Here is a 24,066-nt window from a genome sequence, read left to right on the forward strand (position 1 = left end):
AATGGAATGAATGCTCTAAAAGATCAGGGCCTGTTTCAGCAGCAAGGTTTGATTGGCGGTAAATGGCTGAACGCGGCATCTGGCAAAACGGTCGATGTCATCGATCCCGCTACGCAAAAGGTTCTGGGAACCGTGCCGGATATGGGCGGGGATGAAACCCGCGCGGCCATCGATGCCGCGGCCAAGGCCTTCGCGCCGTGGAAAGCCAGAACCCATGCAGAGCGCGCGGCGCTTCTGGAAAAATGGTATGCGCTGATGATCGAGCACGAAGACGACCTCGGGCTGCTGCTGACCATGGAACAGGGAAAACCCTTAAGCGAAGGCAAGGGTGAAATCCGCTATGGCGCATCCTTCGTCAAGTGGTTTGCCGAGGAAGCACGGCGTATCAATGGTCACACCATTCCATCCCCCACAAAAGACCGCCGCATCGTCATCCTGAAAGAAGCGGTCGGTGTCTGCGGCATCATCACGCCGTGGAACTTCCCTAATGCCATGATTACCCGCAAGGTCGCACCAGCGCTTGCCGCTGGCTGTACCGTCGTCATCAAACCTTCCGAGTTCACGCCCTATTCGGCGCTGGCACTGGGTGTGCTGGCAGAGCGGGCCGGCATTCCGGCAGGCGTCATCAACATCGTCACCGGCATGCCGACGGACATCGGTAACGAATTGCTGTCCAATGAGACGGTCCGCAAGATTTCCTTCACCGGCTCCACCCGCGTCGGCTCGCTCCTGATGCGTGGTGCCGCAGACAGCATCAAGCGTCTGAGCCTCGAACTCGGCGGCAATGCACCTTTCATCGTGTTTGACGATGCCGACATTGATCTTGCCGTCGAAGGCGCGATTGCGTCCAAATTCCGCAATGGCGGCCAGACCTGCGTCTGCTCCAACCGCATTCTGGTACAGTCTGGTGTCTATGATGCCTTCGCAGCGAAGCTGTCGGCGCGAGTTTCGGCCATGAAGGTCGGACCGGGGACTGAGGCCAATATCGATATCGGTCCGATGATCAACGCTGCCGCCATCGACAAGATCAACCGCCATGTTGAAGACGCCCTTTCCAAGGGCGCTGAAATCCTGTCGACGCGACCGACATTGCCTGCGGGCGATCAATTCACCGCACCCATCGTGCTGGGTGGCGCCACGACAGACATGCTGCTAGCCGGCGAGGAAACTTTTGGACCTGTCGCACCGCTCTTCCGCTTCGAGACGGAAGAAGAAGCGATTGCCATCGCCAACGGCACACCTTTCGGTCTTGCGGCCTATTTCTACACGGAAAGCCTGAAGCGGTCCTGGCGCGTGGGGGAAGCACTGGAATTCGGCATGGTCGGGCTCAACACCGGTTCCGTTTCCATGGAAGTCGCACCCTTTGGCGGCGTCAAGCAGTCCGGCCTTGGTCGTGAAGGCGCACAATGCGGTATCGAGGAATATCTGGAAACCAAGGCCTTCCACATCGGCGGCCTGAACTGAAACGAAGAGGCCCGCAGCGTGATCGTTGCGGGCCTATCTTTCACTGAAACTTGTCGAGCATCTTGTAATAGAAGCCGACCACAGGCAGGAACCAGGGCTTGCCGGAATAGCCAGGCACGGCGTTCCAATCCAGGCCCTTTAGCGGATTACGATCCGGTCTGCCCAGCAGCTTATCGGCAATCAACGTGCCCATATGGATCGACATCTGTGCGCCATGGCCCGAATAGCCCATGGCAAAGTTCACGCCTTCGACTTCGCCTGCACGCGGGAAACGGTCGCTGGTCATGCCGACCAGACCGCCCCAGCAATAGTCGATATCGACGCCACGCAGCTGCGGGAACATCTCGGCAAGGCCGCCCTTAAGTATTTCACCGCTTTTGGCATCAGAGCGCGCATCCGACGTTGCCGAAAAACGCGCGCGGCCGCCGAAGATCAGACGGTTGTCTGGCGATAGCCGGAAATAGTTGCCGATATTCATGGAGGTAACGCAGGTGCGGTTGCCGGGCATGACAGAGGCGACTTCAGAATCGCTGAGCGGCCGTGTCGCCACGATGAAGCTACCGACGGGAATGATGCGGCGCTTGAAATAATCGAACGGGCCGGATGTGTAGGCATTGGTGGCAACGACGACATTGCGCGCGTCGACAAAGCCGCGCGGTGTGGTCAGCCGATGAATGCCGCCCTGTTTGCTGCGATCCGTGACCGGAGCCTTTTCGAAAATGGTCACGCCGTGGCGCACGCAGGCTTCCGCGATGCCATGCACGAAACGGCCCATATGCATCATGCCGCTTTTCTTCGACAGCATCGCGCCGTGAAAATCATCCGAACCAATTTCCGTCTTGAGATCAGCCTTGGAAAGAAGCGCAGTATCGAGATCGATCTCGCGATGGACAACCTCGAAATTCTTCGCAATCGCATCCATGTGGGCAGGTTTCGATGCCAGTTTCAGCTTGCCGGCACGGCGGAAGCTGCAGTCGATGCCCTCTTCTGCAACGATCGCCTCGATCGTATCGACTGACGCGTCATAGGCACGGTAGAGCGCGCTGGCGCGCTCTACACCTAAATGCTCCTTCGCCGAGATGAAGCTGTGCGCGATGCCGTTGTTCAGATGCCCGCCATTGCGACCGGAGCCGCCAAAGCCAACATGCTGCGCTTCCAGCACCACCACTTTCGCGCCGCCCTTGGCCAGACTGCGGGCCGCCGAAAGTCCGGTAAAGCCGCCGCCGATAATGGCGACATCGAACGTGCCTTCCACCTGTCCCGTTGCCGCAGAGGTAAAAACGGGGGCCGTGTCGTGCCAGTAGGATTTGAACTGCATCGTCCTCATTCCCCTTGTTTACTGCGTTAAAGCCCGACGACGCCCGCGAGACCCGATATATCCTTGATTTCCGTATAGCCGTAATAGGGATTGGCCGGTTCATGGCCTCTGTTAACCCAGACCTTGTTCTTGATGCCGAGATCATGCGCAGACATCAGATCGTAGCGGAACGACGAGGAGACGTGGAGAATGTCTTCCGGGTTGCAGCCCAGCATGTCGAACATATATTCGAATGCCTTGAAACGCGGCTTATAGGCAGTGGCCTGCTGCGCGGTGTAAACCGCATGGAATGGCGCGCCCAGCTTTTCCACATTGTGCATGATCTGCTCGTTCATGGCGTTGGACAGGATAACCAGCGGAATTTCCTTGGCCACCTTGGACAGACCGGCGGGAACATCCGCATGCGGACCCCAGCTCGGCACCTGCTCGTAAACGAAGCGACCGTCCTCGTCCTTGAAGGTCACACCATTCTTGCGGCAGGCGCGCTCCACGGCGTTGTGAACGACTTCATTATAAGGCTTCCAGTCTCCCAGAATCTCATCCAGCCGGTAGGCCGCAAAGTTCTTGATGAATTGCGCCATTTGCTGTGCATCCAGCCGGTCGCCATAAAGCGCCTGCGCCGCTTCCGCCATCTGGAAGTTGGTCAGTGTACCGTAGCAATCGAAGGTGATGTACTTGGGGCGAAACTGGGTCATGTCGTTCTGTCCTCTGGATTGGCCTTAGGGCTGCGCTCTTTATGAAGCCATAATAGTTGCCGGAATTCGGCTGCGGTCACCGCAATCACCCTGAAGCGAAGCAGATTGTTGCGTAAAGATGCGGCGCTTTGGCAGAGAGTTGCGCAAACTCGTCTCGTCAGGGCGATCCTCCAGACCATCAGCCGTCGCCGCAGCATAAGATGCGGCAGCCCCCGCCACAGACAGCGCAAACTGATTAAACCGACGCTGAGGTCAGGACGATCTTCTTTGCACCAAGGGCTATCAATGAAGAAAGCAAACATGCCGCGAGGGAATACGCCATGCTGGCGAGCCAGATCGATCTCGTTGAATTCACGCCCGACCACTTGGAGGGTGCACTGGCACTCTCGCAACAGGCGCAATGGCCGCACCGGATCGAAGACTGGGCCATGGGCCTTGCGCTCAGCAAAGGCGTCGCTGCCGTGCATCAGGACCGCGTTCTCGGAACAGCCATGGCAACGCTCTATGGCGATGATGTCGCGACCATTAATATGGTCATTGTCGATGAAACCATGCGTGGGCTCGGTATCGGCAAGCGTTTGATGGATTTTGCGCTCAACGCCGCAAGTGGGCGCGAATGCAGGCTGGTTGCCACGCAGGACGGATTACCGCTCTATGAAAAGCTCGGTTTTCGCGAGACACACCGCATCGTCCAGCATCAGGGGCAGGTTTCGCCCATCCAGCCAAGTGAAGGTGTGGAGTGGGCAGGCACGCAGGATTTGACGGAATGCCTGAGCCTTGATCGCGCAGCCTGCGGCATGGATCGCCACAATCTTCTTGGCTACCTGGCCGAATATGGCCGCCTTGCCGTCATTCGTCGTGGCGGCCGCATTTCCGGCTTCGGCGCTATTCGCAACTTTGGGCGTGGTGAGGTCGCCGGACCTGTCGTGGCAGAAAATGCCGTAGATGCCAAAATGCTGCTTTCCTTTCTGTTTGCCGGAAAAGACGGACGTTTTCTCCGCGTCGATACAAGCGAACAAACCGGCCTTGCGCCGTGGCTAACGGACCTCGGTCTGTCCCATGTCGGCGGCGGCATTGCCATGGTGCGGGATGCAAAGCCCCGCGACCACACCACCACTCAAACATTCGTCCCTCAAACATTTGCATTGGCCAGTCAGGCCCTCGGTTGATCCTGGAGATCGTTATGCTCAGCAATTCCCTTATCGAACTCGACCGCGCACATCTGGTCCATCCCGTTGCGTCTTACAGAGGCCATGAAAAGCTTGGCGTCCGGGTGTTGAAATCCGCCAAGGGCGCCACCGTGACCGACATGAGCGGCCATCAGATGATCGATGGCTTCGCCGGTCTGTGGTGTGTGAATGCCGGTTACGGCCACGAAAGCATCGTGGAAGCGGCTGCAAAACAGATGCGCGAGCTTCCCTATGCGACGGGCTATTTCAGCCTAGGTTCGGAAGCCGCGATCCGTCTGGCATCGGAACTGGCAGATCGCGCGCCGGGCGATCTCACCCACATCTATTTCACGCTCGGTGGTTCCGATGCGGTGGACAGCACGGTTCGCTTCATCCGTTATTATTACCATTCTCTCGGTACGCCGCAGAAGGACCAGTTCATCTCTCTGGAACAGGGCTACCATGGTTCCAGCACGGTCGGTGCGGGCCTGACCGCGCTCCCGATATTTCATGCGGGCTTCGGTCTCCCGTTCGATTGGCAGCACAAAATTCCGTCGCATTATGCCTATCGCAACCCTGTCGGCACCGACCCGCACGCCATTATCGCCTCTTCCGTTGCCGCTTTGCGGGCGAAGATCGAGGAGATCGGTGCGGAACGTGTCGCTGCCTTTTACGTCGAGCCCATTCAGGGCTCAGGCGGCGTTCTGGTGCCGCCTAACGGCTGGTTGAAGGCCATGCATGAAGTCTGCAAAGAGTATGATGTGCTGCTGGTGGCCGATGAGGTCATCACCGGCTTTGGCCGCACCGGTCCACTCTTTGCGTGTTCCGAAGATGATGTCGTGCCGGATTTCATGACCACAGCCAAAGGCCTGACATCCGGCTACGTGCCGATGGGTGCTGTGTTCATGTCCGACAGGGTGTATAATGTGATTGCAGATGGTGCCGGTGCTGCTGCAATCGGCCATGGCTACACCTATTCGGCCCATCCTGTCAGCGCAGCTGTTGGGCTGGAAGTGCTGAGACTGTATGAAAACGGGCTTCTTGAAAACGGCGTCAAAGCCGGTGCGCGGTTGATGGCTGGACTTCATAGCCTTGCAGACCACCCGCTGGTCGGCGACGTGCGCGGTCGCGGCATGCTGGCGGCCATCGAACTGGTGACGGACAAGCAGAAGAAGACGCCTCTGCCTGCCGCTGCCGACCCATCGCGCCGCATTTTCGACCGCGCCTGGGACAATGGCCTCGTCATCCGCGCCTTCGGAAACGGCGTTCTGGGCTACGCACCGCCGCTCTGCTGCACCGAAAGCGAAATCGATGCCATCATCGAACGTACGCGCATGACGCTGGACCAGACGCTGGAAGACCCGGACGTGCGCGCCGCCATGGCTTGAAGGGGCTACGCTGGAAATACCGCTTTGACGGCATATTCAGAATATTGTGCCGCAGGGGTCTGGTCTTTCAGCGAATCCCACGATCAATTCTTGCGATGATGGGCGGAAAGAAGGCGGGAAAAGCGCAAAAAGCCACCGCCCAAGCCGGGAACAAAGCGATTACGGATCAAAACTGACAGCACAGAATTCTGCGACGACATCAAGACCCATCCGTGATCCGCTTGCAAAACAGGAGCATGACATTGCCGAAGAGTTTAGCAGACTTCAAATATCTGAGCTTCGACGTGGTCGGAACGCTGATCGATTTCGAAAGCGGCCTGACGACATGCCTGAAGCAGATCGCTGAAGAGCATGGCGTGTCCATCGATGCCGAAGCTGCGCTGACCCTCTATCGCAAGGCTCGCTATCTGCCTGATGTCGGCCTGTTCCCGGATGATCTCGTTCGCGTTTATCTGGTGATCGCGCCGGATCTCGGCCTGCCCGCCGAACGCGCCCTTGGAGAGCGGCTCCGCGATTCCGCAAAAAGCTGGAAAGCCTTTCCCGATAGCGCAGACGCCCTTGCGCGCCTGGCCAAGCGCTACAAGCTGATTGCGATGACGAACGCCCAGCGATGGGCTTTCGAATGCTTTTCCAAGGAACTCGGAAATCCCTTCTACCAGGGCTTTACGGCTGACGACACCGGCACCGAAAAGCCCGACCCTGCCTTTTTCAATTATGTCTTCGAGTTCGTTCAATCCGAAGGTAACAGCAAAGACGATATTCTGCACGTCGCCCAGAGCCAGTACCACGACATCGGAATTTCCAGAAAGCTGGGCATGACGAATTGCTGGATCGAGAGACGCCACGCGCAGAAGGGCTATGGCGGTACCATCGAGCCGGAAAACTTTACCGAACCTGATTTCCATTTCACCTCCATGGCAGCACTTGCCGATGCTGTTGAGGAGAAAGCCAACGCCTGACACTGCCCTCCATGGGTAAAAGCGGCGCGCATAAGCCGTTCGACCCGCCTGAACTTAACAAAAAGGGGAATGAACATGACCGATAAAACACTCATCAACTGGACCTCCGCCGATGATGCGATGGTCGAAAACGCCATTCGCCGTGGCGCGAGCCGTCGCGATCTTCTCAAGATGCTGATGGCGGGCGGCGTCGCCATAACCGCCGGCTCTGCCATTCTGGGACGCGCCGGTCAGGCCCTTGCGGCTGCCCCGGTTTCCGGCGGCTCGCTGAAAGCGGCTGGCTGGTCGTCGTCTACCGCCGATACGCTCGATCCGGCCAAGGCATCGCTATCCACCGACTACGTTCGCTGCTGCGCATTCTATAACCGCTTGTCGACTATCGATCAGGCCGGTATGACGCAGATGGAGCTGGCCGAAAGCATCGATAGCAAGGACGCCAAGGTCTGGACCGTCAAGCTGCGCAAGGGCGTGACTTTCCACAATGGCAAGTCGCTGACCTCGGCAGACGTCGTCTATTCTCTCAAGCGCCATCTCGACCCCGCCGTTGGCTCCAAGGTCAATTCCATTGCCAAGCAGATGACCGGCTTCAAGGCTGTGGATGATCTGACCGTCGAAATCACGCTTGAAAATCCGAATGCCGACTTGCCGACCATTCTGGCATTGCACCACTTCATGATCATTGCCGACGGCACCACGGATTTCGCTAAGGCCAATGGCACAGGCGCTTTCGTCTGCGAAGTCTTCGAGCCCGGCGTTCGCTCGCTTGCCACCAAGAACAAGAATTACTGGAAGTCCGAAGGACCTTATCTCGACTCCTTCGAGTTCTTCGCGATCTCCGACGACACAGCCCGCGTCAACGCGCTTCTGGCTGGCGATATCCAGCTTGCCGCATCCGTCAACCCACGCGCCATCCGCCTGATGGAAGGTCAGCCTAACGTCGTCATCTCCAAGACGACATCCGGCAACTACACCAACCTCAACATGCGTCTCGACATGGCACCGGGCAACAAGGCCGATTTCGTGCAGGGCATGAAAAATCTGGTCAATCGCGAGCAGATCCAGAAATCGGTGCTGCGCGGTCTTGCGGAAATCGGCAATGATCAGCCGGTTTCGCCTGCCAATATGTATCACAACAAGGATCTCAAGCCGAAGTCCTTCGATCCTGACAAGGCGAAGTTCCATTTCGAAAAGTCCGGCCTCATGGGTCAGTCGATCCCGATCGTTGCTTCAGAGGCTGCAAGCTCCTCGATCGATATGGCTATGGTGGTACAGGCAGCGGGTGCGCAGGTAGGCATGAAGTTCGATGTCCAGCGCGTACCGTCAGATGGCTACTGGTCAAACTACTGGCTGAAGGCACCGGTCCATTTCGGCAACATCAACCCGCGCCCGACACCGGACATTCTGTTTTCGCTTCTCTACGCATCCAACGCGCCATGGAACGAAAGCCAGTACAAGTCGGAGAAGTTCGACAAGATGCTGGTGGAAGCACGCGGCCTGCTCGACATCGAAAAGCGCAAGACGATCTACAACGAAATGCAGGTGATGATTGCCGAAGAAGCCGGCACCATCATTCCGGTCTATATCTCCAACGTCGATGGTATCTCTTCCAAGCTCAAGGGCCTTCAGCCCAGCCCGCTTGGCGGCATGATGGGTTACGCGTTCGCCGAACACGTATGGCTCGAGGCCTGATCCCGGAACTTTGCCCGTCGCAACAGGCGGCGGGCAAAACTCCGTCTGCTCCCCGCATTGCCATTGGCGCACTTTGGCCGGACAATGATTTTCAACGGGAGCCAGGATCGTTTCCGAAAGAGAGGCCGCATGAACAAACATGTCCTTGCACTTGTGATAAACCGGCTCTTTGTGGCGATCATTACCCTCTTGATCGTCGCCTTCACCGTGTTTTTTGCAACCGAGATGTTGCCGGGCGATGTCGCGCAGATTCTGCTCGGACAATCCGCAACGCCGGAGGCCGTGGCGGGTCTCAGAACCGCAATGCATCTCGATGACCCGGCCATTTTGCGTTTTCTTCGCTGGCTAGGGGGATTGTTCGTCGGCGATCTGGGCAAATCCTACGCAAACAACATGGCCATCGTGGATCTTATCGGCGGACGTCTGGCCAACACGATGAAACTGGCCGCCGTGACCGCGCTGTTTTCCATTCCCATTGCGCTGACGCTCGGCATAACCGCGGCCATCATGCGGGGCACGATTTACGACCGTGTCGTCACGACGATCACCATCACGGTCATCTCCGTTCCCGAATTCATGGTGGCAACCTCTGCCGTTCTGATTTTCGCGGTCTATCTGAAGTGGCTGCCAGCGCTTGCTTTTGCCAATGAGGTTCATTCCTTCGGCGAATTGCTGCGCGTCTTTGCGATGCCGGTAATAACGCTCAGCTTCGTCATTTCCGCGCAGATGATCCGCATGACACGCGCAGCCGTCATTGAAACCCTCGACACGCCCTATGTGGAAATGGCGCTGCTGAAAGGCGCGTCACGCTCCCGCATGGTGTTGCGCCACGCTCTTCCCAATGCGCTTGGCCCCATCGTCAATGCTGTCGCGCTTTCGGTCTCCTACCTGCTGGGCGGCGTCATTATCGTCGAGACCATTTTCAACTATCCGGGCATTGCCAAATTGATGGTCGATGCCGTTTCCACCCGCGACTTGCCCCTTATCCAGACCTGCGCGCTGATTTTCTGCCTCGGTTATCTCATATTGATCACCATTGCCGACATCATCGCCATCGTCTCCAATCCGAGGCTCCGCTGATCATGGCAGGTTTTGCTCTTTCCCCCCGCAGGCTCGGATATCGTTTCAACGCGGTAGGTATTGCCGCTCTGACGGTCATTCTCTTCTGGGCCGTCATCGCGATTTTCGCGCCGCTGCTGATCCCCTATCCCGTCGGCGATATTGTCGATTTCGACTATTTCGGCCCGATGTCGCAAAAGTTCATCATGGGCACCGACTACCTCGGCCGCGATATCTTCTCCCGCATTTTGATGGGCGCCCGCTATACAGTCGGCATCTCGCTGGCCTCAGTCGCTATTGCCTGCTTTTCCGGCGTGACACTTGGTATGTGCGCCGCCGTTACAGGCGGATGGTTCGACACATGCCTGTCGCGTTTCCTCGATGCGCTGATTTCAATTCCCAGCAAGCTGTTCGGCCTCGTCATCGTGGCGGCCATGGGGCCATCCATTCCAGTCCTGATCATGACAATGGCCATCATCTATACGCCAGGCTCATACCGCTTTGCCCGCTCGCTGGCCGTCAACATCAACACGATGGATTTCGTAACGGTGGCCCGTGCGCGTGGAGAAGGCGTGTTCTACATCATCCGTTCGGAAATCCTGCCCAACATCTTGGGGCCGGTGCTGGCCGACCTCGGCCTGCGCTTCGTCTTCATCGTGCTGCTGTTGTCTGGCCTGTCCTTCCTCGGCCTTGGCGTGCAGCCGCCAAATGCAGACTGGGGTGCGCTGGTGCGGGAAAACATCGGCGGGCTTTCCTACGGCGCACCTGCCGTGATGTTTCCATCCATCGCAATCGCCACACTCACCATCAGCGTCAACATGCTGATCGACAATCTGCCGCAGAAAATTCGTGACCGGAGTGCTTGATGGCCAATCTCGTTGAAGTTCGTGACCTCAAGGTCGAAGCGAAAACCGACACTGGCCGGACGGTGGAAATCATTCGCGGCGTCAGTTTCGATATCGCCGATGGCGAAATCGTTGCCCTGATTGGTGAAAGCGGTTCCGGCAAAACGACCATCGCATTGACGATGATGGGCCACACCCGCCCGGGCTGCAAGATCGTTGGCGGCTCCGTTCGTCTTGGCGCCAATGATATGGCCGCGACGTCACGCAAAGGGCTTGCGAAACTGCGCGGCACGGAAGTCGCCTACGTGCCGCAAAGTGCCGCTGCCGCCTTCAATCCCGCACAGCGCATCATGGATCAGGTCATTGAAGTTGTGCGCATTCACAGCCTGATGAGCGACGAGGCCGCGAAGGCCCGCGCCATCGAGCTATTCCGCGCACTGGCCTTGCCCAATGCCGATACGATCGGTGATCGCTACCCGCATCAGGTTTCCGGCGGCCAGCTGCAACGGCTTTCCGCCGCTATGGCACTGATCGGCAATCCACGCCTGATGATTTTCGATGAGCCGACAACCGCACTTGATGTCACGACCCAGATCGAAGTTCTGCGTGCGTTCAAATCCGTCATGAAAGCCGGCAATCTCGCAGGCGTTTACGTCTCGCACGACCTTGCAGTCGTCGCGCAGATTGCTGATCGCATCGTGGTTCTTAAAGGCGGCGAAGTGCAAGAAATCGGCACGACCGAACAAATCCTGACCGCGCCAAAACACCCCTATACGCAGGAGCTTCTTGCCGCCTTCAAACCTCACATCCACGCCAGTGCCGCGGAAACTGAAGGCAAGGTGCAAAAGCCGTTGCTGGAAGCCAAGGGTATCTTTGCCGGTTATGGACCGATCCAGCCCAACGGCATGCCGCTGGCGCTGGCCTTGAAATCGGTCGATATCTCGCTGGAAGAGGGCCGCAACCTGGGCATTATCGGCGAATCCGGCTGTGGAAAATCGACCCTTGCGCGCGTCATCGCAGGTATTTTGCCGCCCGTTTCCGGCCATATTATCTTCGATGGCAAGGAGCTGGCCCCGGACGCCCGCCAGCGCCGGCGCGAAGAGTTGCGCAAGCTTCAGATCGTCTTTCAGTTTGCCGATACGGCGCTCAACCCCTCCAAGGCGATTGGCGACATTCTGGAGCGGCCGCTGGCCTTCTATCACGACATGAACAGAGCCGCGCGCGAGGCACGGATCGATCAGCTTCTCGACATGGTTCGCCTGCCACGCACCCTGAAGTTCCGCCGTCCGGCAGAATTGTCTGGCGGACAGAAGCAGCGCGTCAATCTGGCCCGCGCTCTGGCTGCCGATCCGAAAATTATTCTTTGCGATGAGATTACCTCCGCACTCGACACAGTGGTGGCTGCTGCCATCATCGACCTGCTGAAAGAACTGCAGCGGGAGCTAAAACTCTCCTACATCTTCATCAGCCACGATCTCTCCGTGGTGCAGGCCATCTGCGATGAGATCGCCGTGATGTATGCGGGTGAAAAAGTGGAGCAGATGCCGCCATCCGCCGTGGGCAATGCCAATGCTCACCCCTATTCGAAGCTGCTGTTCTCCTCCGTTCCCAAACTCGATACCGGCTGGCTGGACGGTCTGGAGCGGGACCCGGAACTGGTGCGGGCTTTCGCGCAGCGCTGAAGCGCTGCCGTTACATCGGGAACAGGCTGGTCAGCGGCATATGCGGCTTGACGATGGGGGATTTCAGCACGACGAAGCTGAAATATTTGTCAATGCCGATATCCATGTCTATCAGCCGTTCCATGATCGTCTGATACTCGCCAATGCTGCCGGTGACGAATTTGAGCAGATAGTCATATCCACCTGATACGAGATGGCATTCGATGACCGAGTCCAGCTTTTCCACGGCGGCGAGAAAGCGTGCAAAATCGATCTGTCGGTGATTTTTCAACGTTACCTCGGTAAAGACGGTCAGTGTCTGGCCAAGCTTGCCGATATTGATCTGCGCCGAATAGCTGGTGATGAACCCTTCGGCCTGTAACTTCTTGACGCGCATCAGGCACGGGCTGGGCGAGAGGTTGACCAGTTCCGCCAGCTCGACATTGGTGATGCGGCCGTTCTTTTGAAGTTCATGGAGAATCTTGATATCGATCCGGTCAAGCTTCATTTCACCAAACATCCTGCTGCGCCATCATCTCACAGCATAATATGCGGCAAGGCCACTTGCGCAAGCAAAACCACCCATACAGAGCCGTTCAAAAGCGTGAAAATCCGATTTTGGCAGAATGATGCGCGGCAAGATGCCGCTACAGAATAAAATGCTGCTCGTTGCTTATCTTGCGGCAGGCGGGAGATGACGCGACTGCTAGAATGGCGCGTCGACAGGAGAAAGCAATGCCCGCACCGCTGTATCGGATAGAGTCCTCCCCGCAATTGCCCAAAGAAGCCGACGTTGTCGTGATCGGCGGTGGCGTAGCAGGCGTGTTCTCGGCCTATTATCTGGCAAAGCGCGGGTTGAAGGTGGCGCTCGTGGAAAAGGGCCTTGTTGGTGCTGAGCAAAGCAGCCGCAATTGGGGCTGGTGCCGCCAGCAGAACCGCGATGCCCGCGAGCTCCCCATGTCCACCCATAGCCTGACGCTGTGGGAACGCTTTACCAAGGAAACCGGCGAAGACACCGGCTTTCGCCGTTGCGGCCTTCTTTATTTGAGCAATGACGAGGCCGAGCTTGAAGGCTGGGCCCGCTGGCGTGATTTTGCCCGCACCGTTGGCGTCACCACCCATATGCTGAATGTCGAAGAGGCAAAGACGCGAGGCAAAGCCACGAGCAGAGACTGGAAGGGCGGCGTATTTTCACCGACCGACGGCATCGCCGACCCTTCGCGGGCGGCACCCGTCGTGGCGCGGGCCATTCTCAAACTGGGCGGCACGGTGCACCAGATGTGCGCCGCGCGCGGTCTGGAACTTCAGGCTGGCAAAGTCAGCGGTGTCATCACCGAAAAAGGAACGATTGCGACCAAGACTGTCGTTCTGGCGGGTGGCGCTTGGGCCTCCTCCTTCTGCCACCAGCTTGGCATTCGTTTCCCGCAGGCATCCACCCGCTCCTCCATTCTGTCTGTGACACCCGGCGCGCAGGGTTTGCCAGACGCCCTCCACACTTCGGAAGTCTCCATCACCAGCCGTGGCGATGGCGGCTATACGCTGGCGATCAGCGGACGAGCGCGCATCGACCCCACCCTGCAAATGCTGCGTTTTTCCCGCGAATTCGTGCCCATGTTCCTCAAGCGTCGCAAAAGCCTGGCACCCGGCGGGCTGGAAGGCTGGAAAGCGGGTCACGAATCTCTGAGCAAGTGGCGCGTGGATGCGATCACACCGATGGAAAAGAACCGTATTCTCGACCCCAAAGTCGACCAAAGCCAAATTGACGAAACATTCCGCCGGGCGCTGAACCTGCTGCCGGAATTGCGTAAGACCACGATTGCAAACGCCTGGGCAGGGTATATCGACAGCACACCGGATGGCGTGCCAGCAATTGGTGAGGTCAGCGGCGTACCGGGCCTGATCCTTGCTGCGGGCTTCAGCGGCCACGGCTTCGGCATTGGACCCGGCGCGGGCCATCTCGTTGCCGACATCATCACTGGCGCGACGCCCATCGTCGATCCCATCCCCTACCGCCCAGACCGATTGAACACCTCGGTCTGGGGTAAGGTCGCTGAGTTTTAAGCCGGGTTACGCAGCAATCTCAGGGCGTTCAGGGTCACCAAGACCGTCGCACCCGTATCCGCCAGAATTGCAGGCCAGAGGCCGGTGATGCCGAGAATGGTGGTGACCAGAAACACCGCCTTGAGCCCGAGCGACATGGCAATATTCTGGTGAATATTGCGCATGGTGCGTTTGGATAGATCGACCATTCGCGCGACATCGCCGACGCGTCCATGGAGAATGGCGGCATCCGCCGTTTCCAGCGCCACATCCGTACCGCCGCCCATGGCAATGCCGATATCCGCAGCGGCGAGCGCTGGTGCATCATTGATGCCATCCCCAACCTTGCCGACGATGAAGCCTTGAGCCTTCAACTCGCCGACAATGCGCTGCTTGTCTTCCGGCATCAATTCGGCACGAACCTCGATGCCAAGCGTCTGGCCAATGGCCGTTGCTGTCCGGGCATTGTCGCCGGTCAGCATCACGATCTTGACGCCTCTGTCCTTGAGGGATTTCAGACCTTCGGCAGCGTCCGTCCGTGGCTCGTCACGCATGGCGATGGCCCCGGCCAAAGTCTTGCCGATGATCAGCACCGAGACCGTCTTGCCCTCATCGTTTAGCGTAGAGATGGTCTTCCAGTGTTGCCCTGAAATGGCAACACGCTCGGCAGCGGCCTTGGGAGACCCGAGGAAAACCTCCTGATCGGCTACGATTGCGGTCACACCCTTGCCGCCCAACGCTTTCGCATCCGTAGCTGAGGGAATGTCGATATTGTTCTCGACTGCCCTCGCCAGAATGGATAACGCAAGCGGGTGGCTGGAACCGGTTTCGAGTGCGGCAGCAAACTTCAGCACCTCTGCTTCTTCCGTGCCGAAAGATACGATATCCGTGACCTTCGGTTTGCCCTCCGTCAGCGTGCCGGTCTTGTCCAGGGCGACAGCAGTCAGCTTGCCCAAACCTTCCAGAACAGCACCGCCCTTCATCAGCAGCCCGCGCCGCGCACCGGCGGAAAGCGATGCTGCGATGGCAGCGGGCGTGGAGATGACCAGCGCGCAGGGGCAGCCGATCAACAGAATGGCGAGGCCCTTGTAAATCCACTCGTTCCAGTCAGCGCCAACAAAAAGCGGTGGAATGATCGCGACAAGAGCGGCGACGAGAACCACAGCGGGGGTGTAATATTTGGAGAAGCGGTCGATGAAGCGTTCGGTTGGCGCCTTTTTCTCCTGCGCTTCCTCCACCAGTTTCACGACGCGGGCAATGGTGTTGTCCTGCGCCGTTGCGGTAACTTTTACGCGGAGTGCTGCATTGCCGTTGACCGTACCGGCAAAGACGACGTCGTCCTGCTTTTTGTTGACCGGCACGCTCTCCCCCGTTACCGGGGCTTCATCCACGGAGCTTTCACCGGAGAGGATAACGCCATCAGCCGAGATGCGGTCGCCCGGGCGCACAAGAATGGTGGCGCCGACGCCCAGACTCTCTGCAGGCACTTCGCGCGTCTTGCCGGCTTCCTCCAGAAGTGCGGTTTTGGGAACGAGAGCAGCGAGCGACTTGATGCTGTCTCTTGCCTTGCCAGCGGCAACACCTTCCAGCAATTCACCGACCAGAAACAGGAAAACGACCGCTGCCGCCTCCTCGGTTGCATTGATGATGAGCGCGCCGATAGCGGCAATCGTCATCAGCATTTCAATGGAAAACGGCGTTCCAGCAAATGCCGCCATGATGGCGCGGCGCGCAATGGGAACCAGACCGACCAGCATGGCGAGCACAAAGGCGTAGATTTGAATGGCGGGAAAGAGGTGGCCGATACCATAGGCGATTACCAGCGCAAGACCGGCCAGAATGGTCATCCGTCCCTTCTTGCTCTTCCACCACGGGCCGATGCTGGGGCCGTGGTCATGACCGTGCAAGCCTTCGACCGCAGCCACAACACCCTTCTTATCAAGGGAGGCGTGGCTGTGATCGTGATGGTCGTGATTGCACGCCGGACCGTGTTGATGTGTCGCTTCAGACGTACTGGATGACCGGGCTGCAAGCTGCTCGACCGCATAGCCCAAGCCCGTAACCTTCTTGCCGATGGCCATCAGGTCACTGCTTTCGTTATGACTGACGGTCATCGTGCCTGCGGTGACGGAGACCGAAACATCGTCTACGCCGGGGATGCGGCGAACAGCGGTGTCGATCTTGGCGGCGCAGGAGGCGCAATCCATGCCATCTACGCGAAATCTGGTCTGTAAAGACGTGCTCATATGCCATTCCTCTCAATTACAAACCACGTCTTACGACCTCTAGTAACTAGAGCTGCAAGAGCGAAAATCAGCTATTTTCATTTAAGTTGAAGCGGAGAAGATGGGACGCGTCCGATTTTCCGCGAAATATCGGCACACGCAAGTTCTTTTCCTAAGGCGGGTCTTTGAAGCAAGCTTTGCCTCTTGATTGCAGGCGCTATCATGACTTATGTTCATTTTGTTCTCAGGGCGGGGTGTAATTCCCCACCGGCGGTATCGGGATTTTCCCGGAGCCCGCGAGCGCTTTCGGTGGAAGCCGAAAGGTCAGCAGATCCGGTGAGATGCCGGAGCCGACGGTATAGTCCGGATGGAAGAGAACAAGGTGACAGAACCCGCACACTGCGGAGGACCGTCGCGTTGTTCGCCCAAGGGAAATTTGGCGTTTTTAAAAAACGCGAAAGTGCTGGAAACGGCATAACCCTTGAAAGGCAAGACATGACTATTTCTAAAATTGAAGATGCGGTTGCAGCCATTGCACGCGGTGACATGGTCATCGTCGTGGATGACGAAGATCGCGAGAATGAAGGCGACATCATCGTCGCTTCAGACAGCATCACCGCCGAACAGGTTGCTTTCATGATGAACCACGCCCGTGGTCTCATCTGTGTGGCCATGCCGGGTGAGCGGCTGGATGAACTCGATATCCCCTTGATGGTGCCGCGCAATACCGAGTTCCACAAAACGGCATTTACCGTTTCGGTGGATTACATTCCCGGCACCACGACCGGAATTTCCGCCAGCGACCGTGCCAAGACGGTGCGCGCGCTGGTTTCTGCGGAAGCAAAGCCGGATGACTTTGCGCGTCCGGGCCACATCTTCCCGCTGCGCGCCAACCCGCTGGGCGTTCTTGGCCGAACGGGACATACGGAGGCAGCGGTTGATCTCTGCCGTCTCGCTGGCAAGTTCCCCTCTGGCACGATCTGCGAAGTGGCCAATGACGACGGCACGATGGCGCGTCTGCCGCAGCTGGAAGTCTTTGCGGAACGACACGGGCTGATCGTCGTGACAATCAAGGATCTGGTCGATTATCTCACAGTGCGCGAGCACGGCGACATCGCCGAAAAGCAGGTCGCCTAATCAACGCAGCATTCCGTGAAAGCAAATGCGCCCTGATGGGGCGCATTTTTGTTTGTGTATTTTGGCTCAAGGCGAGCGATCAGTTCGGATAACGCGATGCGTACCATGCCTTGAACAGGGCATACTGGTTTTCCAACTGGCGGCGCTGGGAGGCGCTAAGCTCATCCGTCTCGTTAAAATGCAGCGCGTATTCGGTGTCGCCGTTCAGAACCATCAGATATTTGTAGTGAAGCACAAGGTCCGGACCTTCGTCATAGGCGGAAAGCACAGTCAGCGCTTCTTCCAACTCGCGTGCATCGCGACGCGCAGTCGCATCGCCCTTCGCGGCTTTTTCGCACAGGGAAACGAGGTGTAGGACTTCCTTCGGCAACGCGTTGCCAATGCCGGTGATGGCACCGCCGGCACCGCAATTGACGAAGCCATGGTAGACGCCGGTATCAACGCCGACCATCAAAGTCAGGTCATCATCGCCTGCGGTGATGTTTTCGGCCGCATAGGTCATGTCGGCTTTGCCGCCAAATTCCTTGAAGCCGATGAGGTTGGAGTAGCGCGAGCGGAGATCGAAAAACAGGTCGGCGCGGGTGGCAAAGCCGTAATAGGGGCTGTTGTAGATCACCGCTGGCAGGCCGTTTGCGGCTTCCAGAATGGCCGAGAAATGCGCCTTTTGCGCAGAAGACGAGGACCCGCGCGAAAGCACGCGCGGAATGACCATCAGCCCCTTCGCGCCAACCTTTGCCGCATGCGCAGCATGACTGACGGCAGACCTGGTGTTGATAGCGCCGGTGCCGACGATGACGGGAACGCCCGCTTCCGCCAGACGACGCACGCCTTCCTGACGCTCTTCATCCGTCAGCAAAGGCCAGTCACCCATGGAACCGCAATAAACAACGGCAGACATGCCAGCAGCAATCAGCGCCTTGCCCTTCTTGACCAGCGCATCGAAATCCGGCGTGCGATCTGCCTTGCAGGGTGTCATGAGAGCAGGAATGCAGCCAGTGAATATCGTATCAGCCATGTTGTCAGCCTCTTTAAGCCAGGGGCGCCAAGGCCCAATCAATCTCTGAACAACCATCTAACACAGCGTCGAATTTTTGTCGACAAATAAAATACAGAGATTAAGGGCGTGTGAAATCACCTGCGTCAGGTCGGCAATCTTAGAGAGGCAGGCCCACGCTCTGGCGCGTATCGGCAGCGATGTAAGAGCGGATTTGCTGGACGATCTGGTCCGCATGAGCAACCGCGATGCGGTCTGCTTTTTCCACGTCCCGCTCGATGATCGCCTGGATCATGTCTTCGTGTTCAGTAACATAATGGCGCGGCAGAACATCGTTGAAGGACGAATAATAGAGACGCAGAATGCGGCGTCCCTCATCCAGCAATCGCGTGAAAAGCTCCGTGTAATGGCGGTTGCCGCCAGCAACGGCGATGGCGAGATGGAAATCGCGATTGGTCGCGATCATGGCCACAACATCCCGCTCGTTCACAGCTGTCTCGAATGCGGTTTGAAACGCCTTGATCTTGGCGATGTCTTCCTCAGCATGTCTTGCAGCGGCTAGCCGCGTTGTTACGCGGTACATCAGCGTCAGCGCGTCGAAAAACTCCGGCAGTCCGAGGAAGTCGATCTGAGATACGATCGTTGCGCGGTTCGTCAGGGTGGTAATCAGCCCTTCGGCAGACAGTTTGACCAGTGCCTCACGGATTGGCGTTCTTGAAAGCTCGAAACGTTCAGAAAGCTGCACCTCGTCGATGGGGCTGCCCGGGGCCAGTCTCAGTTCGATGATTTCATTGCGCAGCGTCTCGTAAACGGTGGAAACGCCAAACCCTCTGCGGTGGGTCTGTTTTTCCTTCTCGTCCACTTTATCGCTTACGCTCATGCCGTCATATCCCCGCAACCTTCTAGATAGGATCATTTACGATATTCAACGGGATAACGAAATCCCCAAACAGGCCCATGCCGGAGGCCATTGGTGCCGAAAGGAAGGTTTTGCGCAATTTTCGGTAACGCTATTCCCCTGACCGCTTTCCCATCGAGAAAAAACTGTTGCGACCTTCGCCTTAAGTGAGCATGAGTTACTAAAGGCGATTCTAAATCGTCTCATATCGCGTTCATGGTAAGGGAGGAAATTCCATGAAAGTCGTTCTCACTTCGGTGACATCCGCAGTTCTTGCTACGCTCATGGCATCCAGCGCCATGGCCGCCACGGAAATCCAGTGGTGGCACGCCATGACTGGCGCCAACAACGAAGTCGTTGAACAGCTTGCCAAGGAATTCAATGAAAGCCAGTCCAATTACAAGGTTCTGCCGGTTTTCAAAGGAACCTACCCGGAAACCCTGAATGCCGGTATTGCCGCATTCCGTGCCAAGCAGCCGCCTGCGATCATTCAGGTCTTCGACGCCGGTAGCGGTGTGATGATGGGTGCGCAGGGCGCAATCGTGCCGGTGGCCGATGTGCTGGAAAAGGGCGGCTACAAATTCAACAAGGCCGATTATCTGCCTGGTATCGTTGCTTATTATTCCAAGCCTGATGGCACCATGCTGTCCTTCCCCTACAACTCCTCGTCTCCAATCCTTTATTACAACAAAGACATCTTCACTAAAGCTGGACTGGACGCGGAGCATCCGCCAAAGACATGGCCAGACGTGTTCGAAGCCGCCAAGAAGATCAAGTCCAGCGGCGCAGCGCCTTGCGGCTTTACCTCCACATGGCTGACATGGATTCAGACCGAAAACTTTGCCGCCTGGAACAACCTGTCCTATGGCAGCAATGAAAACGGCCTTGCTGGAACGGATGTGAAACTGGCGTTCAACGCCGAGCCTTTCGTCAAGCATTTTCAGTCGATTGCCGATCTCGCAAAGGACGGCACCTTCCGTTATGGCGGTCGCACATCCGAAGCAAAACAGCTCTTTACCTCAAGCGAATGCGGCATTCTGACCGAGTCCTCGGGCGGTTTGGGCGATATCGTCAAGAGCGGCATGAATTACGGCATCGGTCAGCTTCCCTATTACGAAGGCGACGGACGTCCGCAGAACACCATTCCCGGCGGCGCCAGCCTTTGGGTGTTCGGCGGCAAGTCCGATGATGAGTATAAGGGCACGGCCGAGTTCTTCCACTTCCTGTCCCAGACCAAAATCCAGTCTCGTCTGCATCAGGTCTCCGGCTATATGCCTGTGACACTTGCAGCCTATGAGGACACCAAGAAGTCCGGCTTCTACGAAAAGAACCCGGCCCGTGAAACACCACTGCTGCAGATGATGGGTAAGCCGCCGACAGCAAACTCCAAAGGCGTTCGTCTCGTCAATCTCCCGCAGGTCCGCGACATCATGAACGAAGAGTTCGAGACGATGCTGGCGGGCAAGCAGGATGCGAAGGCTGCTCTCGACAAGGCCGTCGAACGCGGCAATGCCGCCATTCAGCAGGCTATCGGTCGGTAATGCGCTTTTGGCTGCGTGGTCTTCCAGGCCGCGCAGCCAAGGCTATCGAGCAGAGTGGAGATTCCATTTCGCTTCACGCATTCTAAACCCAAGACCACCTTAGCCGTCTCATAGAACGCCTTTCGATGTTCTAAACCTCTATGCCATGCCATTCCATTCGCAGAGCCGCTTGCTGGACCTGTGCTAAAGGAGCCCGACTTTGCAAAGCGTTGTCTTTCCAAACAAGATTCTTCCCTATTTTCTCGTCGCTCCGCAAATCGTCCTGACCGTCGTGTTCTTCTTCTGGCCAGCAAGTCAGGCGCTTTATCAATCGGCGATGCGGGAAGACCCGTTCGGACTTCAAAGCACATTCGTTGGTTTCGCGAATTTCTCGGCCATTCTTGCCGATCCCAATTATCTGCACGCGCTTCAGGTCACGGTGGTTTTCAGCGTTGCCACGGCGCTGCTGTCCATGGGCGTGGCGCTTTTGCTGGCAACGGCGGCTGATCTGGTGGTGCGGGGCAAGGGCTTCTACCGCACCATGATGATTATTCCCTATGCGGTGGCACCGGCGGTGGCCGGCATGCTCTGGCTGTTCATGTTCAACCCGGCCATGGGCACATTCGCCTATATTCTGCGCCGCAACGGCATTGCCTGGGACCCTCTTCTGGACGGTAATCAGGCCATGACGCTCGTGGTAGCTGCCGCCGCCTGGAAGCAGATCAGCTATAACTTCCTGTTCTTCGTCGCGGGCCTGCAGGCCATACCGAAGTCGCTGCTGGAAGCTGCCGCCATCGATGGCGCACGCGGCGCGCGGCGTTTCTGGACCATCATCTTCCCGCTGCTGGCGCCAACCACCTTCTTTCTGCTGGTGGTCAACACTGTCTATGCCTTCTTCGATACCTTCGGCATCATCCATTCCGTCACCGGCGGTGGCCCGGCCAAAGCCACGGAAACGCTGGTTTACAAGGTTTACAATGACGGCTTCGTCAATTTGAACCTCGGCTCATCCGCTGCTCAGTCCGTGGTTTTGATGGTCATCGTTATCGCGCTCACGGCCTTCCAGTTCCGCTTCGTTGAGCGGCGCGTGCATTACGGTTGAGGGAAAAACAATGATCCAGAACCGCCCTATCGCAACCCTGATGGCGCATCTGATGCTGGTCCTCGGCATCATCATCGTCGCCTTTCCGATCTACTATACCTTCATCGCATCCTCGGCGACGTCGACCGACATTCTTCGCCCACCGCTGTCACTGCTGCCTGCGGGGCATCTGGCGGAGAATTATCATGAGGCGATTTCCGGCGGCGTCGAGCGGGTGGTTGGCGTCAGCCTTGAGCGGCTGCTGTTCAACAGTTTCGTGGTGGCCATGGCGATTGCCATCGGCAAGATCATCATCTCGTTTCTGTCGGCCTTTGCCATCGTCTTCTTCCGCTTTCCCTTCCGCATGGGCTTTTTCTGGATGATCTTCATCACCCTGATGCTGCCGGTGGAAGTCCGCATTCTGCCGACCTACAAGGTGATCGTTGATCTGGGCCTGTTGAACACCTATGCCGGTTTGACGCTGCCGTTGATGGCGTCAGCAACAGCCACATTCCTGTTCCGGCAGTTCTTCCTGACGATACCTGGCGAAATGGTGGAAGCGGCGCGCATCGACAATGCCGGACCATTCCGCTTCATGCGCGATATTCTGCTGCCGCTTTCCACGACGAATATCGCCGCCCTTTTCGTGATCCTCTTCATCTATGGCTGGACCCAATATTTGTGGCCGCTGCTGGTAACGGATCGCGCTGAAATGAACACGATCATAATCGGCCTGCGCCGCATGGTGGATTTCACCGACGCCTCGACACCCTGGAATTACGTGATGGTCACGGCAATCCTTGCCATCATCCCTCCGGTTCTCGTCGTGGTGCTGATGCAGCGCTGGTTTGTCAAAGGCTTGGTGGAGACTGAAAAGTAATGGCGACAATCGAACTCAAAGACGTTCGCAAAGTCTATGGCGGCAATGTCGAGGCGATCAAAGGCGTATCGCTGAGCATTCAGGATGGTGAGATGATCGTTCTGGTCGGCCCGTCCGGCTGCGGAAAATCAACGCTTCTGCGCATGGTCGCCGGGCTGGAAAGCATCAGTTCCGGGGACATCGACATTGCGGGCAAGCGGGTCAACGATCTCGAACCGGCAGAACGCGATATCGCCATGGTCTTCCAGAACTACGCGCTTTATCCGCATATGACCGTGCGACAAAACCTCGCCTATGGTCTGAAAAACCGCAACACACCGAAAGACGAGATCGACCGCCGCATTACCGAGGCGGCACGCGCACTGGAAATCGAACAGTTTCTGGAGCGCAAGCCTCGGCAATTGTCGGGCGGCCAGCGCCAGCGCGTCGCCATGGGTCGCGCCATCGTGCGCAAACCTTCCGCGTTCCTGTTCGATGAGCCGCTTTCCAACCTTGATGCGAAGCTGCGCGTGCAGATGCGGGTGGAAATCCGGCGGTTACAGCGATCGCTGGCGACCACCAGTATTTACGTAACCCATGATCAGATGGAAGCCATGACACTAGCCGACCGTCTTGTGGTGCTGAATGCAGGCCGCATCGAACAGGTCGGCACCCCAATCGAGCTCTATGAAAAACCCGCGACCAGCTTCGTTGCCACATTCATCGGCTCTCCATCCATGAACCTGTTGCCGCTCAACGGCTCGGTCTGGAAAGCGCCTGAGAATGGAACGATACCGGCCAATGCCAAGACAATCGGCATCCGCCCGGAAGACATCACCATTGCCGATGGCGTATCAAATAGCCCATTCCAGATTCCGGTAACGGTGGCTGCCGTGGAGCTGGTGGGGGCGGAAAGCTATGTTCACGGGGAAATGTCGGATGGAAGCCCGATCGTCTTTCGCGTGCCGGGCCGTTCCGCGATCGAGATCGCAGAGACGCTGACCATCACCGCCGATCCTAGCCGTTTCCACCTTTTCGATGCGGAAGGAAAGCGCATCTGAACGG

General features: G+C 57.6%; 20 protein-coding genes and 1 riboswitch. Of the genes, 14 read left to right on the top strand and 6 right to left on the bottom strand.

The window, feature by feature from the left end:
* The first annotated feature begins 6 nt into the window (after nucleotides 1-6).
* Nucleotides 7-1,464 carry an NAD-dependent succinate-semialdehyde dehydrogenase gene (locus tag AC27VJ_RS07340; protein WP_488683450.1) on the top strand — a complete coding sequence of 486 codons (1,458 nt, stop codon included), beginning with the start codon at nucleotides 7-9 and terminating at the stop codon, nucleotides 1,462-1,464.
* A 40-nt stretch (nucleotides 1,465-1,504) separates the two neighbouring features.
* Here the strand turns inward: AC27VJ_RS07340 and AC27VJ_RS07345 are convergent, their stop codons facing one another.
* Nucleotides 1,505-2,782 carry an NAD(P)/FAD-dependent oxidoreductase gene (locus tag AC27VJ_RS07345; protein WP_488683451.1) on the bottom strand — a complete coding sequence of 426 codons (1,278 nt, stop codon included), beginning with the start codon at nucleotides 2,780-2,782 and terminating at the stop codon, nucleotides 1,505-1,507.
* Nucleotides 2,783-2,808: 26 nt separating this feature from the next.
* Nucleotides 2,809-3,477: a haloacid dehalogenase type II gene (locus AC27VJ_RS07350; protein ID WP_488683452.1), complete on the bottom strand. Its 669-nt coding sequence runs from the start codon at nucleotides 3,475-3,477 to the stop codon at nucleotides 2,809-2,811.
* A 320-nt stretch (nucleotides 3,478-3,797) separates the two neighbouring features.
* On the opposite strand from AC27VJ_RS07350, the gene AC27VJ_RS07355 reads away from it, so the two are divergent.
* From AC27VJ_RS07355 to AC27VJ_RS07385, 7 genes are all read left to right on the top strand, one after another.
* Nucleotides 3,798-4,646, top strand: coding sequence for a GNAT family N-acetyltransferase (locus AC27VJ_RS07355; RefSeq protein ID WP_488683453.1), 849 nt, complete (start codon nucleotides 3,798-3,800; stop codon nucleotides 4,644-4,646).
* A gap of 14 nt (nucleotides 4,647-4,660) precedes the next feature.
* Nucleotides 4,661-6,034, top strand: a complete 1,374-nt coding sequence (locus AC27VJ_RS07360) for an aspartate aminotransferase family protein (RefSeq protein WP_488683454.1) — start codon at nucleotides 4,661-4,663, stop codon at nucleotides 6,032-6,034.
* A 242-nt stretch (nucleotides 6,035-6,276) separates the two neighbouring features.
* Nucleotides 6,277-6,993, top strand: a complete 717-nt coding sequence (locus AC27VJ_RS07365; protein WP_488683455.1) for an HAD-IA family hydrolase — start codon at nucleotides 6,277-6,279, stop codon at nucleotides 6,991-6,993.
* Between the two features lie 75 nt (nucleotides 6,994-7,068).
* Nucleotides 7,069-8,682, top strand: a complete 1,614-nt coding sequence (locus AC27VJ_RS07370) for an ABC transporter substrate-binding protein (RefSeq protein WP_488683456.1) — start codon at nucleotides 7,069-7,071, stop codon at nucleotides 8,680-8,682.
* 129 nt (nucleotides 8,683-8,811) lie between these two features.
* Complete coding sequence (locus AC27VJ_RS07375; protein WP_488683457.1) at nucleotides 8,812-9,762, top strand: ABC transporter permease; 951 nt, start codon at nucleotides 8,812-8,814, stop codon at nucleotides 9,760-9,762.
* Nucleotides 9,763-9,764: 2 nt separating this feature from the next.
* On the top strand, nucleotides 9,765-10,607 hold the full coding sequence (locus tag AC27VJ_RS07380; protein ID WP_488683458.1) for an ABC transporter permease: 843 nt from the start codon (nucleotides 9,765-9,767) through the stop codon (nucleotides 10,605-10,607).
* Nucleotides 10,607-12,268, top strand: coding sequence for an ABC transporter ATP-binding protein (locus AC27VJ_RS07385; protein WP_488683459.1), 1,662 nt, complete (start codon nucleotides 10,607-10,609; stop codon nucleotides 12,266-12,268). The genes AC27VJ_RS07380 and AC27VJ_RS07385 overlap by 1 nt, the downstream gene beginning before the upstream one ends.
* Nucleotides 12,269-12,278: 10 nt before the next feature.
* Here the strand turns inward: AC27VJ_RS07385 and AC27VJ_RS07390 are convergent, their stop codons facing one another.
* Nucleotides 12,279-12,755, bottom strand: a complete 477-nt coding sequence (locus AC27VJ_RS07390) for an Lrp/AsnC family transcriptional regulator (protein WP_113086804.1) — start codon at nucleotides 12,753-12,755, stop codon at nucleotides 12,279-12,281.
* Nucleotides 12,756-12,982: 227 nt separating this feature from the next.
* Here AC27VJ_RS07390 and AC27VJ_RS07395 point away from each other — a divergent pair, with 227 nt between their 5' ends.
* Nucleotides 12,983-14,308 (top strand): NAD(P)/FAD-dependent oxidoreductase, encoded by a 1,326-nt coding sequence (locus tag AC27VJ_RS07395; protein WP_488683460.1) that lies wholly within the window; start codon nucleotides 12,983-12,985, stop codon nucleotides 14,306-14,308.
* Here the strand turns inward: AC27VJ_RS07395 and AC27VJ_RS07400 are convergent.
* Nucleotides 14,305-16,533 (bottom strand): heavy metal translocating P-type ATPase, encoded by a 2,229-nt coding sequence (locus AC27VJ_RS07400; RefSeq protein WP_488683461.1) that lies wholly within the window; start codon nucleotides 16,531-16,533, stop codon nucleotides 14,305-14,307. The genes AC27VJ_RS07395 and AC27VJ_RS07400 overlap by 4 nt on opposite strands.
* 215 nt (nucleotides 16,534-16,748) lie before the next feature.
* Nucleotides 16,749-16,895, top strand: a riboswitch (FMN riboswitch).
* Nucleotides 16,896-17,007: 112 nt separating this feature from the next.
* On the opposite strand from AC27VJ_RS07400, the gene ribB reads away from it, so the two are divergent.
* Nucleotides 17,008-17,649, top strand: a complete 642-nt coding sequence (gene ribB, locus AC27VJ_RS07405) for a 3,4-dihydroxy-2-butanone-4-phosphate synthase (protein WP_488683462.1) — start codon at nucleotides 17,008-17,010, stop codon at nucleotides 17,647-17,649.
* A gap of 79 nt (nucleotides 17,650-17,728) precedes the next feature.
* On the opposite strand, the gene AC27VJ_RS07410 is transcribed toward ribB, so the two are convergent.
* Nucleotides 17,729-18,664, bottom strand: coding sequence for a dihydrodipicolinate synthase family protein (locus AC27VJ_RS07410; protein WP_488683464.1), 936 nt, complete (start codon nucleotides 18,662-18,664; stop codon nucleotides 17,729-17,731).
* A gap of 139 nt (nucleotides 18,665-18,803) precedes the next feature.
* On the bottom strand, nucleotides 18,804-19,523 hold the full coding sequence (locus AC27VJ_RS07415; RefSeq protein WP_488683465.1) for a GntR family transcriptional regulator: 720 nt from the start codon (nucleotides 19,521-19,523) through the stop codon (nucleotides 18,804-18,806).
* A gap of 254 nt (nucleotides 19,524-19,777) precedes the next feature.
* Between AC27VJ_RS07415 and ugpB the strand changes: the two genes are divergently transcribed.
* The 4 genes from ugpB to AC27VJ_RS07435 all read left to right on the top strand — a co-directional run bounded on the left by ugpB (nucleotide 19,778) and on the right by AC27VJ_RS07435 (nucleotide 24,062).
* The gene (gene ugpB / locus AC27VJ_RS07420) at nucleotides 19,778-21,082 is read left to right on the top strand and encodes a sn-glycerol-3-phosphate ABC transporter substrate-binding protein UgpB (RefSeq protein WP_353578686.1); all 1,305 of its coding nucleotides are present in this window, start codon (nucleotides 19,778-19,780) and stop codon (nucleotides 21,080-21,082) included.
* A gap of 199 nt (nucleotides 21,083-21,281) precedes the next feature.
* On the top strand, nucleotides 21,282-22,163 hold the full coding sequence (gene ugpA, locus AC27VJ_RS07425) for a sn-glycerol-3-phosphate ABC transporter permease UgpA (protein WP_113086472.1): 882 nt from the start codon (nucleotides 21,282-21,284) through the stop codon (nucleotides 22,161-22,163).
* A gap of 10 nt (nucleotides 22,164-22,173) precedes the next feature.
* The gene (gene ugpE / locus AC27VJ_RS07430) at nucleotides 22,174-23,022 is read left to right on the top strand and encodes a sn-glycerol-3-phosphate ABC transporter permease UgpE (RefSeq protein ID WP_353578685.1); all 849 of its coding nucleotides are present in this window, start codon (nucleotides 22,174-22,176) and stop codon (nucleotides 23,020-23,022) included.
* Complete coding sequence (locus AC27VJ_RS07435) at nucleotides 23,022-24,062, top strand: sn-glycerol-3-phosphate import ATP-binding protein UgpC (RefSeq protein ID WP_488683466.1); 1,041 nt, start codon at nucleotides 23,022-23,024, stop codon at nucleotides 24,060-24,062. Before ugpE ends, AC27VJ_RS07435 begins: the two co-directional genes overlap by 1 nt.
* The last annotated feature ends 4 nt before the right edge of the window (nucleotides 24,063-24,066 follow it).

The organism is Agrobacterium sp. 20P9.1.2, from assembly GCF_057799395.1.

What these genes read in the sequence shown, in the direction of transcription:
- AC27VJ_RS07400 (WP_488683461.1), bottom strand. Translation starts at nt 16,533, where the DNA reads ATGAGCACGTCTTTACAGACCAGATTTCGCGTAGATGGCATGGATTGC.
- AC27VJ_RS07340 (WP_488683450.1), top strand. Translation starts at nt 7, where the DNA reads ATGAATGCTCTAAAAGATCAGGGCCTGTTTCAGCAGCAAGGTTTGATT.
- AC27VJ_RS07435 (WP_488683466.1), top strand. Translation starts at nt 23,022, where the DNA reads ATGGCGACAATCGAACTCAAAGACGTTCGCAAAGTCTATGGCGGCAAT.
- AC27VJ_RS07380 (WP_488683458.1), top strand. Translation starts at nt 9,765, where the DNA reads ATGGCAGGTTTTGCTCTTTCCCCCCGCAGGCTCGGATATCGTTTCAAC.
- ribB (WP_488683462.1), top strand. Translation starts at nt 17,008, where the DNA reads ATGACTATTTCTAAAATTGAAGATGCGGTTGCAGCCATTGCACGCGGT.
- AC27VJ_RS07370 (WP_488683456.1), top strand. Translation starts at nt 7,069, where the DNA reads ATGACCGATAAAACACTCATCAACTGGACCTCCGCCGATGATGCGATG.
- AC27VJ_RS07345 (WP_488683451.1), bottom strand. Translation starts at nt 2,782, where the DNA reads ATGCAGTTCAAATCCTACTGGCACGACACGGCCCCCGTTTTTACCTCT.
- AC27VJ_RS07385 (WP_488683459.1), top strand. Translation starts at nt 10,607, where the DNA reads ATGGCCAATCTCGTTGAAGTTCGTGACCTCAAGGTCGAAGCGAAAACC.
- ugpB (WP_353578686.1), top strand. Translation starts at nt 19,778, where the DNA reads ATGAAAGTCGTTCTCACTTCGGTGACATCCGCAGTTCTTGCTACGCTC.
- AC27VJ_RS07395 (WP_488683460.1), top strand. Translation starts at nt 12,983, where the DNA reads ATGCCCGCACCGCTGTATCGGATAGAGTCCTCCCCGCAATTGCCCAAA.
- AC27VJ_RS07415 (WP_488683465.1), bottom strand. Translation starts at nt 19,523, where the DNA reads ATGAGCGTAAGCGATAAAGTGGACGAGAAGGAAAAACAGACCCACCGC.
- AC27VJ_RS07390 (WP_113086804.1), bottom strand. Translation starts at nt 12,755, where the DNA reads ATGAAGCTTGACCGGATCGATATCAAGATTCTCCATGAACTTCAAAAG.
- AC27VJ_RS07375 (WP_488683457.1), top strand. Translation starts at nt 8,812, where the DNA reads ATGAACAAACATGTCCTTGCACTTGTGATAAACCGGCTCTTTGTGGCG.
- AC27VJ_RS07355 (WP_488683453.1), top strand. Translation starts at nt 3,798, where the DNA reads ATGCTGGCGAGCCAGATCGATCTCGTTGAATTCACGCCCGACCACTTG.
- AC27VJ_RS07350 (WP_488683452.1), bottom strand. Translation starts at nt 3,477, where the DNA reads ATGACCCAGTTTCGCCCCAAGTACATCACCTTCGATTGCTACGGTACA.
- ugpE (WP_353578685.1), top strand. Translation starts at nt 22,174, where the DNA reads ATGATCCAGAACCGCCCTATCGCAACCCTGATGGCGCATCTGATGCTG.
- AC27VJ_RS07410 (WP_488683464.1), bottom strand. Translation starts at nt 18,664, where the DNA reads ATGGCTGATACGATATTCACTGGCTGCATTCCTGCTCTCATGACACCC.
- AC27VJ_RS07360 (WP_488683454.1), top strand. Translation starts at nt 4,661, where the DNA reads ATGCTCAGCAATTCCCTTATCGAACTCGACCGCGCACATCTGGTCCAT.